The organism is Nocardia sp. NPDC051990, from assembly GCF_040680755.1.
Classification (GTDB): Bacteria; Actinomycetota; Actinomycetes; order Mycobacteriales; family Mycobacteriaceae; genus Nocardia.
Window position 1 is genome coordinate 183,498 of sequence record NZ_JBFAXH010000003.1, and the last position, 16,112, is coordinate 199,609.

The 16,112-nt window shown below is 66.7% G+C and carries 1 protein-coding gene; it reads right to left on the reverse strand.

Features of this window, described 5'->3' with window-relative positions; translation table 11 throughout:
• Nucleotides 1-262: 262 nt before the first annotated feature.
• Nucleotides 263-15,976 (reverse strand): amino acid adenylation domain-containing protein, encoded by a 15,714-nt coding sequence (locus tag AB0L63_RS07465; RefSeq protein WP_364496067.1) that lies wholly within the window; start codon nucleotides 15,974-15,976, stop codon nucleotides 263-265.
• Nucleotides 15,977-16,112: the final 136 nt, after the last annotated feature.

A 16,112-nucleotide genomic window follows, 5' to 3' on the forward strand; every position in this document is an offset into this window, starting at 1 on the left:
TGCGGCAAGGTGATGACACGCGTCCGCTGCGACCGTGTCCGAGCCGGCCGCACCCTAGCCTGGCGCGTCACCTGCTCACCGCTTCCTCATGCCGACGTTGTACAACCACCCGAAACACGAAGGAGCTCACCTACCCTGTAATCCCTAAAAAGTGCTCCCCTCCCAGCGCTTGCCAAGAAGCTTCGCATGGTCGGATGCCGATCGTAACCGCAAACGACCGCTTCTTCACGCCGACGATCTACCCGCATTCCCCGGCCGATCGCTACCACTCAGGGGTTTCGAGCAGGTCAGCGAGCCGGGGACCGATCTCGGCCAACGCTTCGGCAGAGGTCATCAACTCGTGCGTCGACCCGATCGGGCGATCGATGATCTCACCGGACACGAAAGGCTGCCAATCGGCGGGGGTGCGATCGGCTCGAGCCTCGGCGTCGACCATGGCGCTGAAGAACTCGAGTGTCCCCTCGAATACCGCCGGCCGGTACCGCGACTCCAGCTCGACCGTGCGCATGGCGGTACGGTAGATGCGCCGCAGACGTTCGGGGGTGAGCACGTCCAGGCCCTGGCCGACAGCCATCGCGTGCAGCGCTGCCACGGCCTCGTCCCCGATCTCGTGCAGGTTTTCCGCCGCGGGCAGCGCCGCGGCGTCCAGCCCCAATTCGGTGAAGGCCGCGCGGATCTGGGTCCGGAAATCGGTGAAGTCGCCGCCCGGGTAGGCGTCCAGGATGGCGAGCAACTCGACCTGTGCGCCGTCGGCCTGCAATTCGGTCGCCACTGCGTGCGCCAACTTGCCGCCGAGCGACCAACCGAGTACCCGGTAGGGGCCCTCGGGCCGCACCGCCCGGATCTCGGCGACATAGCGGCGCACGATCTCGGCTACCGAGTCCGGGCAGTAGTCGTCCTCGGCGAGCGCGGGTGTTTGGATGCCGTAGATCGGTTGGTCGGCCGGAAGCACCCGGGCCAGTCCGGCATAGGACCACGACAGTCCGGCCAGTGGGTGCACGCAGAACAGCGGCGGCCGGGCGCCCGCGGCGCGAATCGGGAGGAGCACGCCGAGTGCGGCCGCGGAGCTGGTTTCGACATCGTGTCCGTGTTCGAGCACCGCGCTGATCTGCTTCGAGATGCCGAGCACCGTCGGCTCGGCGAAGAACCAGGCGACCTCGAGCTGCGCGCCGGTCACCTTGCGTAGTCGGCTGACGACCTGGGCGGCCAGCAGCGAATTACCGCCCAGGCCGAAGAAGTCATCGTCGATGCCGACCCGGTCGACGCCGATGACCTCGGCGAAGGCATCGGCGACGGTCGATTCGAGCGGCGTTGTCGGCGCGCGGAACTCCTTTGCCGCGAAGACGGGCGCGGGCAGCGCCCGGCGGTCGAGCTTGCCATTGGGGTTCAACGGCATGACGTCGAGTGTGACGACGGCGGCCGGAACCATATAGGACGGCAGATGTTCGGCCACTTGGGTCCGCAGTGCCTCGGCATCGACCGTGGCACCGCTCGCGGGGACGACGTAGGCGATGAGCTGGTCGCCGGTCCCGGTATCCGAACGCACCAGCGCCACGGCCTGTGCCACCGAACCGTGGGCGGCGAGGGTGGTTTCGACCTCGCCGAGTTCGATGCGCAGACCGCGCAGCTTGACCTGGAAGTCGGTGCGACCGAGGTACCCGATCGCACCGTCACTCCTGCGGGTGACCAGGTCACCGGTACGGTACATCCGGGAACCGTGGGCACCGAATGGATTGGCGACGAAGCGATCCGATGTCAGGTCGGTGCGACCGGCGTAGCCGCGCGCCAACTGCGCACCGGCCAGGTACAACTCGCCCGCCACCCCTGACGGCACCGGATGCAGCCGGGAATCCAGTACATACGCCTGGGCATTCCAGACCGGCAGACCGATCGGCACCGCGCCGTCGACCTGGTCGGCCACCGGGCCATGGGTCGCGTGGACGGCGAATTCGGTCGGTCCATAGAGGTTGTAGAGCTCGGCCGAGGTGACCGCGCGGATGGCTTGTACCGCATCGGCGTTGAAGGCTTCACCCGCGACCAGCAGGGTGCGCAGCGAGGTCAGGTCGGAACCGTCGACCGCGCCCGCGAAGACGCTGAGCATCGAGGGCACGAACGAGGTCATGGTGACCCGTTCGGCCGCGATCACCTCGGCCAGATACTGCGGATCGCGATGCCCATCCGGGTTGGCCACGACGATACGACCACCGGTCGACAATGGACCGAACAACTCCCACACCGATACATCGAACGTCGCCGGAGTCTTGAACAACACCACATCATCGGCACCGATGCCATACTCACCAGTAATCCAACGGATCTGATTCACCACCGCCGTATGCGGCACCGCCACACCCTTCGGCCGACCCGTCGAACCAGAGGTGAAGATGACATACGCCGGATTACTCGACCGCAACGGCGAAATCCGCTCGGCGTCGGTCACCGGCTGTTCCGCATAGCCGGACAGGTCCAGCTCATCGATCGTGATGGTGGGCAACTCGGTCGCGAACTCGTCACGCGAGGTGGTCAGTACACACACCGGCGCGGCCGAATCGAGCACATACCCGATCCGCTCCGCGGGCTGATCGAGATCGAGCGGCACATAACCACCACCGGCCGCCTGCACAGCGTAGGCGGCCACCACGAAATCGACCGAGCGCCGCAGGCCAAGGGCGACAAGCCTTTCCGGTCCGACACCCGCCTCGATCAACTGTCGCGCCAACCGGTGCACACGCGCACCGAATTCGGCATACGTCAGCGTCGCGGAGCGACTCGATGACCGGTGGTGGTCGGGCGACGGGTGGGCCAGCGAGGCTGCCGGATCCACGATCGCGACCGCATCCGGCGTTTGTGCGGCCTGCCTGGCGAATTCGTCCACCAGCGTGCCGTGGGCACCGAGTTCCCGGCTGGTGTCGTTCCACCGCCACAACACCGCGGCGCGTTCGGCATCACTGAGCAGATCGATATCGCCGACGGGTGCGTCCGGGCGGGCGACGATCTGCTCCAGCAGGCCGAGGAACCGATCCGCGAACCCCTGGACGGTGGCGTCGTCGAAAAGATCCCTGGCGAAGGATAATTCGGCGACCATACCGGTGCTCTGGACAGCCTCCTGAATAGTCAGCGCGAGATCGAACTTCGCGGCATCGATCGCCAGATCGACCGCGCCGATGCGTAATCCGGGTAGTTCGAACGAGCGGTCCGGCAGATTCTGGAACGACAGCATGACCTGGAACAGCGGATGCCGTGCGGTCGAACGCACTGGGTTCAGCAGGTCGACCAGTCGCTCGAACGGAAGGTCGGCGTGCGTGAAGGCCCGCAGATCCGCATCCTTCGTCTGTGCCAGTAGCGCACCGAAACTCAGCTCGCCGGATACTTCGCTCCGCAGCACGAGAGTGTTGACGAACATGCCGATCACATCGTCGAGTTCGGCCTCACCACGACCGGCGACCGGGGTGCCGATGGCGATGTCATCGGTGCCGGACAACCGCGCGAGCAAGACCGCGAAGGCAGTGTGCACGACCATGAACATGGTCGCGTTCTCGGCACGCGCGAGTTCCCATAGCCCACGGTGCAATTCGGTGCCGATCGAGAAGACCACCCGACCGCCGCGGAAGGACTGCCTAGTCGGCCGCGGCCTATCCGCGGGGAGATTCAGCTCATCGGCCATCCCGGCGAGGGTGTCGCGCCAGTAGTTCGCCTGGGCGGTGCTGACGCTGTCCGGATCGGCCTCGGAACCCAGCACCTCGCGCTGCCAGATGCTGAAATCCGCGTACTGCACCGGAAGCGGCTGCCACGCCGGTGTCGCACCAGCCGAGCGGGCGGCGTAGGCGACCATCAGATCGCGGGTCAGCGGGCCCATAGACCAGCCGTCCGCGCTGATGTGATGCGCCACCAGCACCAGTACATGCACGTCGGGCTCGACTCGGAAGAGCTCGGCCCGTATCGGAACCTCCGCCGTCACATCGAATCCGGCCGAGGCCGTCGCGATGACCCGCGCGGACAGGTCGGCCGCGCCGACCGCTACCGGCGTCAGATCCGGCACCGCCTGTTCGGCGGGCACGATCAATTGCACAGGGCCGTCATCGGTCTGTGGATAGACAGTGCGCAGTACCTCGTGTCGCTCGATCAGATCCGCGACGGCCAGCTCCAGCGCGGCCAGATCCAGCGCACCGGTCAGGCGCACCGCGGCCGGAATATTGTCGACCGCCGAGGACGGATCGAGCTGGTTGAGGAACCACATTCGCTGCTGGGCCGGCGACAGCGGAATCCGTTCCGGCCGTGGACCGGCCGTCAGCGCCCGGCGACGACCGGCTCCGGCATGCCGCTCGATCTCGACCGCGAGCGCGCCCACCGTCGACGCCTCGAACAGGGTGCGCACCGGCACCCGGCCGCCGATCGCGGCACCGAGCCGGGCCACCACCTGGGTGGCGATCAGCGAATTGCCGCCGAGGGCGAAGAAGTCATCGTCGACACCGACCCGTGCCACGCCCGGACCATCGATGCCCAGACCATCGATGCCCAGCACATCGGCGAAGACGCCCGCCACGATCTCCTCCACCGGTGTTGCCGGAGCGCGGAATTCGCGGCTGGCGAACGTGGGTTCCGGCAGCGCCTTGCGATCCAGCTTGCCGCTGGTATTCAACGGAAACGCATCGAGCCCCACAATGGCGGCCGGAATCATATATGCCGGAAGGGTGCCCGCGATCGCGGCCAGCAGTTCGGCCTGATCGATCCGCTGACCAGGGGTCGGTACAGCGTAGGCCACCAGTTGGTCGCCCAGCGCCGACGGCAGCACAACGGCCACGGACTGGCTGACTGCGCCATGGGCAAGGAGTGCGGTTTCGATCTCGCCGAGCTCGATGCGCTGGCCGCGAAATTTGACTTGAAAGTCGGTGCGGCCGAGGTAGTCGAGCACCCCGCCGGTTTCGGTGGCGCGCCAGCGGACCAGGTCACCGGTGCGGTACATGCGGGTGCCGTCGCCGAATGGGTTGGCCACGAACCGGTCCGAGGTCAGATCGGGTCGGCGTACATAGCCGCGGGCCAACTGGTCACCGGCCAGGTAGAGCTCACCGGCCACGCCCGCGGGCACCGGTCGCAGTCGCGAATCCAGCACGTATACCTGGGTATTCCACTGCGGCAGGCCGATCGGGACGCCGAAGCGGTCGCCCCCGTGCGCCTCCCAGTAGGTCACCGAGACCGCGGCCTCGGTCGGACCGTAGAGGTTGTGCACCCGGGCATCCGATATGGCGCGCACGGCGTCGACGGTTTCCGGCGGCAGCGCCTCGCCGATCACGAAGATGTGCCGCAGCGTCGGACAGGAGCCCGCCGCGGTATGCGCGGCAAAAACCGTCAGCATCGACGGGACGAAATCAGTGACGGTGACGCCCTGTGCGGCAATAGTTTCCGCGATATAGGCCGGGTCGCGGTGGCCGTCGTGGGTCGCGACGGCCAGTTTCGCGCCCGCGCGAAGCGGCAGGAAATAGCCCCACAGCGAAACGTCGAAGGTGGTCGCCGTCTTCTGTAGGTACACATCGCCGACGCCGAGCGGATACTCCGCCAGCATCCAGGTGGTCTGGTTGTGGATGGCCGCATGCGACACCGCCACCCCCTTCGGACGTCCCGTGGAACCCGACGTGAAGATGACGTAGGCCGGGTGCTCCGGAAGCACCGGACGCAGCAGTTCGTCGACGTGTACCGGACTCGCGCCGAATCGGTCCAGCTCCAACTCATCCAGGTGCAGCACCGGCGTATCGCCGGACACCGCAACGGCATCCGCGCTGGTGGTGAGCACGGCAATGGGCCGGGCGGTATCCAGAATGTGTGCGATCCGCTCCGCCGGATGATCCGGATCCAGTGGCACATACGCACCACCGGCCGTCACGATCGCGTACATGCCGACGACGAGATCCAGCGAACGCCGAATCGCCAGCCCCACCAGGGATTCCGTGCCGACACCCCGGTCGATCAGCAGCCGCGCCAAACTGTTGACCCGCTGATCGAATTCGCGATACGCCAGCTCGGTGCCCTCGTAGCACACCGCAATCGCGTCGGGATGTGCCGCGACCGCTCGGCGATAGCCGTCGAGCAGCAGTTCCGGAGCCACCGGATGGGCAGTCCGGTTCCAGTCGAGCAGGATTCGCTTCCGCTCGGCCGGGGCGAGCAGGTCGAATTCGCCGACCGGGCTGCCCGGTGCGGCAACGATCCGGTCGAGCAGGCGCGTGAAACGCTCCGCGAAGCCCTCGACTGTCGCCTGGTCGAAAAGGTCCTTGGCATAGACGAATTGACCATCGATACCGACGGGCACGCCGTTCGCATCGTAGGCATCGCGCACGATGAGATTCAGATCGAACTGCGCCACCTGGGTGTCGATACCGACACCGGATACGGTGAGGCCGGGCAGTTCGAGGCTGGACTGCGCCAGGTTCTGGAACGACAGTCCGACCTGGAACAACGGATGCCGCGCCGTGGAACGGACCGGGTTGAGCACCTCGACCAGCCGCTCGAACGGGATATCCGCATGGGCGAAGGCGCGGATATCGGCCTCCCGCTGCCGCGCGATCAGCTCGGTGAAAGTCGCACCGGCATCCACCCGGGTGCGAAACACCAGGGTGTTGACGAACATGCCGATCAGATCGTCCAGCGCGGCCTCACCGCGACCGGACACCGGGGTGCCGATGGCAATATCCTCGGTACCCGAGAGCCGCGCGAGCAGTACGGCCAGCGCGGTGTGCACGACCATGAACAGTGTCGCGCCTTCGGCACGGGCCAATTCGACGAGGGCACGGTGGGTTTCGGGATCGATGCGCACCGCGGCGGTGCCGCCCGCGAAGGACTGCACCGCGGGCCGCGGCCGGTCCGACGGCAGATCCAGCTGTTCGGGCAGATCGGCCAGTGCGTCGCGCCAGTAGGCGATCTGCTGGGCCGCCAACGATTCCGGATCCTCTTCGCTACCGAGCAGTTCGCGCTGCCAGCTGCTGTAGTCCGCGTACTGCACGGTCAGCGGTGCCCAGCCCGGCGTGGCATCGGCGGAGCGGGCCGCATATGCCAGCATCAGATCGCGGGTCAGCGGCGCGACCGACGAACCGTCACCGGAGATATGGTGTACCACCAGCGCGAGCACGTATTCGGCTGGACCGACGGCGGAGTCCTGCGTGCGCGCACCAACACCGTTGATAGCGAACAGCACGACCCGGACCGGCACCTCGCCGATGACATCGAAGCACGTCGAAGTCAGCTCGACAACGGCGGATTCGAGTTCGTTCGGCGCGACCTCGCGGAGCTCGAGTTTCGGCGTAGCCGCATCCGAGGACAGGATCAGCTGGACCGGACCCGCATCGGTCTGCGGGTAGATGGTGCGCAGGATCTCGTGCCGCTCGACCACATCGGCGACCGCCCGGCTCAGCGCCGCCACATCGAGGGTGCCGGTGAGTCGCACGGCGATCGGAATGTTGTAGGCCGAGGAGCCGGTGTCGAACCGGTTGAGGAACCACATCCGCTGCTGGGCCAGCGACAGTGGAATGTGTTGCGGCCGTTCGCCCACCGCCAAGGCCAGGCGAGAGCCGGTACCGGCGAGCTGGGCGAGTTCGGCCGCGAGTTCGGCGACCGTGGATGCCTCGAAGAGCAGGCGCACGGGTACCCGGGTGTTCAGTGCCGCACCGAGTCGAGCCACCAATTGCGTTGCCAGCAGTGAATTTCCACCGAGTGCGAAGAAGTCGTCGTCCAGGCCGAGGTAGCGGCTGTCCGCGGCGCCGGTGCCGATGCGCAGCACCGCGGCGAAGGTGCTCGCCACGATCTGTTCGGTACGGGTCCTCGGCGCACGGAAGGCGGCCTGCTCGAAGACCGGTGCCGGCAGCGCCTTTCGATCCAGCTTGCCGACCGGTGTCAATGGGATCTCGTCGAGTAGCACGACCGCCGACGGCACCATATGCGGCGGCAGGCGCCGCGCGGCATGCTCGACGAGCACACCGGGCGCGACCAGCCGGCCGGATACCGGCAGCACATAGGACACCAGGATCGTGACACCCGCGTCGCTCTGCCTGCCCATGGTGATCGCGAACTCCACATCGGCGTGCACGCCGAGCACCGCATCGATCTCACCGAGTTCAATGCGGTAGCCGCGGATCTTCACCTGGAAGTCCGAACGACCGACATATTCCAGTGCCAACGGAATCGACGGCAGCGCCGCATTGCCCATGCGTACTTCGGGTTCGGCGAACCAGCGCACCACGTCACCGGTGCGGTACATCCGCGCCCCCGGCTCACCCCACGGATTGGCCACGAAACGTTGCGCGGAAAGCCCCGGACGATTGTGGTATCCACGCGCCAATGCGCCGCCGGACAGATACAGCTCCCCCGCCATGCCCGGTGCCACCGGGTGCAGCCGCGCATCCAGCACCAGCGCCGACATACCGTGTACCGGTGTGCCGATGGTGATCGGCTCGCCGGCCCGCAGCGTCGCGTAGGAAGCGATGACCGTGGCCTCGGTGGGGCCGTAGCCGTTGTAGTACCTGCGGCCCGGCTGCCATTTACCGAGCAGCTCAGGTGTGGTGGCATCGCCGCAGACCATGAGCATTTCGAGCTGATCGAGCCCGACCGGATCCACCGAGCCCAGCACCGCGGGGGTGATGATCGCGTGCGTGACCCGCTCGCTGCGCAGCAGATCACCCAGTTCCGGACCGCCGATAATGGCGGCGGGAACGATCACCACGGTCGCGCCGACCGAAAGCGCGACAAGCCATTCCAGCATCGACACGTCGAAGCTCGGCGAACAGATATGCAGCAACCGGTGGTTCGGCTCCAGCCGGTACAGGCCGACCGAGTAGTCGACCAGGCCGCCGAGTCCGGTGTGGGTCACGGTGACGCCCTTGGGCATACCGGTAGAGCCCGAAGTGTAGATCACATAGGCCACCTGGTGCGGCCGCAACGGCATGATCCGGTCGGCATTGGTGACCGGCGCGGCGGATCGCTCGGCGCACAGCGCATCCGTCTCGGCATCGTCGAGCGCAAGCCATCGCACATCGTCGGGCAGCTCACCCAGATATTCGAAAGTAGTGAGGCCGACGAGTGCACTCGAGTCGGTCAGCATGTGCCGCACTCGATCCACCGGATATTTCGGGTCGACGGGCACATGTGCGCCGCCCGCCTTGCACACCGCCAACACGGCGGCCACCATCTCGTAGGAGCGCGGCAGCGCCAGCGCCACCAGACTTTCCGGACCGACACCACGATCGATAAGCACCCGGGCCAACCGTGACGAGTACTCGTCCAGCTCGCGATAGCTGATCGAGCGCCCCTGGTAGCGGATAGCCGTCCGATCCGCACCGCGACGCAGCCCACGCACCAGCAGATCGGGCAACAACCCACCGACCGTCACTTGATCCGAATGCACTCGGGTCAGGAATGTCACCTCGGATTCGGCCAGCAGCGGCAGATCACCCACCGGCAGCTCCGGCCGGGTCGTGATCGCCTCGAGCAGTCGCACGAACCGATCGGCGAACACCCGAACCGTGGACTCATCGAACAGATCACGCGCGTAAGAGAACTCGGCGTACATCCCTTCCGACTCGCCTGCTAGCTCGGTAATCGCCAGCGAGAGGTCGAATTTCGCAGTACGTATGTCGAGATCGACCCCGCCGACCCGCAATTCGGGCAGTTCGAATGAGTTGGCCGGCAGATTTAGAAACGACAGCGCCACCTGGAACAGCGGATGCCGCGCCGTGGACCGCTCCGGATTCAGCAGATCGACCAGACGCTCGAACGGAATATCGGCGTGCGCGAAGGCCCGCAGATCGGTGTCGCGCACCACGGCAAGCAATTCCGCGAAGGTCGCGCCGCCGCACACCGGAGTCCGCAGCACCAGCGTATTGACGAACATGCCGATGACATCGTCCAATTCGGCCGCACCACGACCGGCCACCGGCGTGCCCACCGCAATGTCCTCGGTGCCCGACATGCGCGCCAGGAATACCGCGAGCGCGGTATGCACCACCATGAAGATCGTCGCGTTCTGCGCGCGGCCGATCTCGGCCAGCCTGTGGTGCACCCACGGGTCGACCGTAAATCCGACTGTGCCACCGGCGAACGACTGCGTTGTGGGGCGCGGCCGGTCGGCGGGCAGGTTCAGTTCATCGGGCAGTCCGGCCAGCTCCGTGCGCCAGAACTCGGTCTGCGCGCTGATCAGGCTCGCCGGATCGTCCTCGGCGCCGAGCACTTCCCGTTGCCAGAGACTGAAATCCGCGTATTGCACCGGCAGCGGCTGCCAGGCTGGCGGTGTACCGGCCGCGCGCGATGCGTAGGCGAGCATGAGATCGCGGGTCATCGGCCCCATCGACCAGCCGTCGGCGCTGATGTGATGGGCCACGAAGACGAGCACGTACTCGTCCGATGGGCCCGCGACCACCTGGAACAGTGCACCGCGCAATGGCACCTGATCGGTGACATCGAATCCGGCGGCAATGATCTCGACGACCGCCGCGTGCACCGCATCCGCCGCGACCGACCGCGGTGTCAGATCCGGAACCGCCTGCGCCGCAGGCACGATCACCTGATGCGCGACGCCGTCGCGGTCGGCCGGGTAGACGGTACGCAGCGTTTCGTGCCGCTCGACCAGATCGGCGACGGCCTGCCGCAACGCATCGACATCGAGCGCGCCCGTCAGCCGTACCGCGACCGGCAGGTTGTTCACGGCCGATTCGGTATCGAACTGGTTGAGGAACCACATCCGCTGCTGGGCCAGCGACAGCGGAATGCGTTCCGGCCGCGGACCGGCCACCAGCGGCACCTCGGGACGCTGCCCCGCGCCGGACACGACCGCGACGGCCAGCGCGGCAACCGTCGGCGCCTCGAAGACCGCGCGCACCGGGACGCGACTACCGATCGCGGCGCCGAGCCTGGCCACCACCCGGGTGGCGACTAGCGAATTGCCGCCGAGGTCGAAGAAGTCGTCGTCCGCACCAACGCGTTCGAGGCCCAGCCTCTTCAGATCCAGCACATCGCTGAATACCTCGGCGACGGTGCGTTCCAGCGGTGTCGACGGCTCCCGGTAGGGCCGACCGATGAACTCCGGCGCGGGCAGCGCCTTGCGGTCGAGCTTGCCGCTCGCATTGAGCGGCAAAGCATCCAGCTGCACGATCGCGGACGGGACCATATACGTCGGCAGTGCCGCGCGTGCGTGGTCGAGCAGGGCCTCGTCATCAATGCGTGCACCGGGCGCGGCCACCACATAGGCGACCAGCCGATCACCGGCGCTCCCCGCGACCAGCGCCACCGCCGCGCGTTGCACCGCGTCCAGACCGAGCAGCACCGTCTCGATCTCACCTAGTTCGACGCGCTGGCCGCGCAATTTGACCTGGAAGTCGCTGCGGCCCAGGTATTCCAGAACATATCCGCCGTCGCGACGCGGCACCCAGCGCACCACATCGCCGGTGCGATAGAGCCGCGCACCATCGGCATGCGCGACGAACCGCTCAGCGGTCAGCGTCGGTGCGTTCAGATAACCACGCGCCAATTGCACACCGGCCACATACAACTCACCGATCGCACCGACCGGAACTGGTCGCAACTGCCGGTCGAGCACATGCACCCTGGTGTTGGCGACCGCGGTGCCGATCGGAATCGCGACGCGCCCATCGGCTTCGGCGGGATAGGCGGTCACTACCGCCGCCTCGGCGGGACCGTACCAGTTGAACAGGTCCGTATTCGGTAGGAATGCGCGCAAGCGCGAGGCGGTCTCCGCGGACAGTGCCTCACCAGCCGCGAATACCCGCCGCAACGACGGGTACGCGGTCTCGCCCGCGGGTGCGCCGTCGAGGAATGCGTCGAGCATCGATGGCACGAAATGCACCGTGCTGACCGAGTACTCGTCGATTACCCGAGCCAAGTACGCAGGGTCGCGATGCCCGTCCGGTTCGGCGATGACCACCGCCGCACCGGTCTGCAACGGCCAGAACAGCTCCCATGTGGAGATATCGAAGGTGATCGGGGTCTTGTGCAGCACCACATCACCGGGACCGTGCGGATAGGTCCGCTGCGCCCAACGGAATTGGTTCGCCATCTGCCGATGCGTGATCGCCACACCCTTGGGCTGACCGGTCGAGCCGGAGGTGTAGATGACATAGGCGGTGCTGTCGGGAAACGGCGCCACGACGGTGTCGGTCAGCGCGTCACCGGAGCTCGAGTTCAGTGCGTCCACATAGACCAGCGGGGTATCGATCGCGGTGTCGAAGCCGGTCCCGGTCGTGGTCAGCACAGCCACCGGAGCCGCACTGGCCAGCACATAGTCACTGCGTTCGGCCGGATGGCCTGGATCGATCGGCACATACGCAGCACCGGCGCGCAGCACGCCGTAGATCGCCACAACCATCTCGATGCCGCGCCGCATCGCCACCGCCACCAGCGATTCCGGGCCGACTCCGCGACCCACCAGATCCCCGGCCAGTGCGCGCGAACGCGCATCGAGTTCGCGGTAGCTCAGCGTGGTATCGCCGAAGAACACCGCGGGTGCGTCCGGCGTGCTGGCGACCTGCGCGTCGAACAGCGTCAGCAGTGTCGAATCATCCAGCAGCTCGGCCACTTCGGTGGCATTGGCGGCGTCGAGTACGGCACGATCGGCCGCGGTCAGCGCATCGACGTCGGCGATCTTGGCGAACGGATCGGTCAGGAACCGGCCGATCAAGGTCGAGAAGCGTTGGGCCAGTGCCCGTGCCGCCGTCTCATCGAAGATATCGCGTAGGTATTTGAGGGTGAAGTGCATGCGCACATCGGGGACGATCACCACGGTAACCGGGTAGTGCGTGCCGTTCACCGCGACCGCGCCTTCGATGCGCATGCCATCGAGCGCACCAGCCGCAGCGGTCAGCGCCTTCTCGTCGATCGGAAACGATTCGAAGACCACGAGAGTGTCGAAAAGCCATTCCACGCCGACGCTTTCCTGAATTTCGCTCAGGCCGACGTAGTGGTGGTCCAGCAGTGCCGCCTGTTCGGACTGCAACTGCCGCAGCAGTCCGGCGAGGGTGTCGTTGGCAGCCAGGCGCACCCGGACCGGAATAGCGTTGAGGAACAACCCGACCATGGTTTCGACGCCGTCGAGCTGCGGCGGTCGTCCGGAAACGGTGGCGCCGAATACCACATCGTCGCGATCCACACTCCGGCCGATCAACAGCCCCCAGGCCGCCTGGATGACGGTATTGACGGTGACCCCGGTATCGGCGGCCAACCGGCTCAGCGCCTCGGTGTCCGCCTCGGACAGTTCGAAGTCGACTTCGCCGACGCCCGCGGCGATTTCGCGGGCCGGATCGACCGCGGCCAGCGGTGTCGGCTCGGTGATACCAGCCAGCACCTCGCGCCAGGCCTTACGCGCGGCAGTGTGGTCCTGTGCGCCGAGCCAGGCCAGATAGTCGCGGTAGGAGCGGGCCTTGGGCAACTGGCTCGCATCACCACCGAGCACATAGAGCGTCAGCAGATCCTGGGTCAGCAGCGGCATCGACCAGCCGTCGATGAGGATGTGATGACTGGTGACCAGCAGGTGATAGGTACCGGTATTCGATGTGCGGCGCTCCCGGTGCCCGCCGTGGTCACGCTCCGCTACCGCCTCCGGGCCCAGCGCTCGCGCCGCAGTGTCTAATTTGCGGCGCTCCCAGGGCCCTCCGTGGTCACGCTCCGCTACCGCCTCCGGGCCCAGCGCTCGCGCCGCGGAAGTCGAACGGATCAGGGTGAACCGCAGCAGCGGCGCGCTGCGCATATCGAAGTGGTCGGCCAGCTCCGTGGCCATGATCCGACGCAACTCGGCAGCGGCATCGGTGGGTGCGAGATCGGTGAGATCGGCTGCCCGCCAGGGCACTTCGACCTCGTCGAGCACGACCTGTATCGGATTGCCCGCGCCGTCCTCGGCGAATGCCACCCGCAAGTTCACATGCCGACCCACCACAGCGACCGCCGCCGCGCGTAGTCGCTCGGCATCGACGTCGCCGCCGAGATCGACCATGAACTGGGTCATGTACGCATCGACCGACAATTCGGCCAGCTGTGCATGGAACAACATGCCCGACTGCAACGGGGTCAGCGGCCACACCTCGACCAGCTTCGGGTACTGCTGTGCCAACCGGTCACTATCGGCCTGCGACAGCTCGACCAGCGGACCGATCGGCTGCGCGCCGGTCTCGACCGGTGCCCCCTTGGTGGCCAGCGGCGCGAGGACGGCGACCGTGCGCGATTCGAAAACATCTCGGGGCGTGAAGATCACCCCGCGCGCCCTGGCCCGCGACACCACCTGGATCGAGGTGATGCTGTCGCCGCCGAGTGCGAAGAAGTCGTCGTCGAGTCCGATACGCTCGACACCGAGCACCACGCCGAGCACCTCGGCGATGATCTGTTCGATATCGGTCTCCGGGGCCCGATACTGCTTGGTCTCCAGCACCGGCGCGGGCAGTGCCTGCCGATCCAGCTTGCCGACCGGAGTCAGCGGAATCGTATCGAGCACGGAAATGACGGTGGGCACCATATGCGCGGGCAGTGCGCGTTCGGCGTAGGCGATCAGCTCGCCGGTATCGATCACCGCATCACCGGCCGGGTGCACATAGGACGCGAGAATCGTTGCGCCGGTGTCGAGTCTATGGCCGATGGTGACGACGAAATCCACACTGTCGTGCGCGCCGAGCACCGCATCGATCTCGCCGAGTTCGATACGGAAGCCGCGGATCTTGACTTGGAAGTCGTTGCGGCCCATATATTCGATCTCACCGTCAGCGGTCCAGCGCACCAGGTCACCAGTGGCATAGAGCCGAGAACTGTTGGGATCGAAAGGATTCGCCACAAAGCGTGATGCGGTGAGCGCGGGCCGATCGTGATAACCGCGCGCCACCTGCGAACCCGAGATGTACAGCTCGCCGACCACGCCGCTTGGCACCTGATTCAGCCGGTCGTCGAGGACGTATTCGGTAATGGCGCGGATCGGGCCGCCGATGGTCACCATCGCGCCGGGTGTCATCGGCGCGCTGATATTGGTCATGATCGTGGTCTCGGTCGGCCCGTAGCCGTTGTAGAACTCCCGTCTCCGGTTCTCGGCGATCGGCAATACCCAGCGCCGCACCAGATCCGGCGGACAGGCTTCGCCACCGGCGATGACCACCCGGAACTCGTCGAGCCCCGCCGAATCGACCGAGGCAAGCGCCGCCGGGGTGATGAACGCGTGCGTCACCCGTTCCCGGCGCAGCAGCGTCGCCAGCTCATCGCCACCATAGATATTCGGCGCGACCACCACCATGGTCGCCGCGCCACCGAGTGCGAGCAGCAGCTCGAGCACCGACGCGTCGAACGACGGCGACGCGAAATGCAGTGTGCGCGACTGGTTCGTGACGCGATATCGCTCGCGTTGTTCATCGCAGAAGCTGGACAGTCCGGCCTGCGTGACGACGACACCCTTCGGCTTACCGGTGGAGCCGGACGTGTAGATGACATAGGCCGGATGCTCCGCCCGCACCGCGCGGATTCGGTCGGCGTTGGTGATGGCCTCGCCCGAGTATTCCGCCAGGCGCAGTGTGAATTCGGGCGCATCGATGATCAGCCACTCGACCCGATCCGGCAGTTGCGCCGCCACCTCGGCGACCGCGAGCCCGAGCACCGCACCGGAATCGGTCACCATGTGCGCGACGCGCTCGGCCGGGTAATTGGGGTCGACCGATACGAATCCGGCACCGGTCTTGGCCACCGCCCACACCGCGATGACCGACTCCAACGACCGCGGAATGCCAATGGCGACCAGGTCTTCCGGACCGACACCGCGTTCGATGAGCAGCCGGGCCAACCGGGTGGACCGATCGTCGAGTTCGGCGTAGCCGAGCTGGCCCAGGGTCGCGGTGGCATCGGCGAAGACGACGGCGATACCGTCCGGATTCGCCTCGACCGCGGTACCCATCAGCTGCGGCAGGGTGGTGACCCGCGACTGCCGCGTCCGGACCGGACGGGTACGCGATGGCCGGGTCACGGATGCGACCCCGCTCTGATATCGCGCGGTCGCGCCCGATCCGGTTCCACCGATCGGTTTCCCAGCACCCCAACCATAGGAACGTCCTCCCCTCGCTAGTCGTCACTACGGGACCGGTCGCCACCGGTTGCGGCCC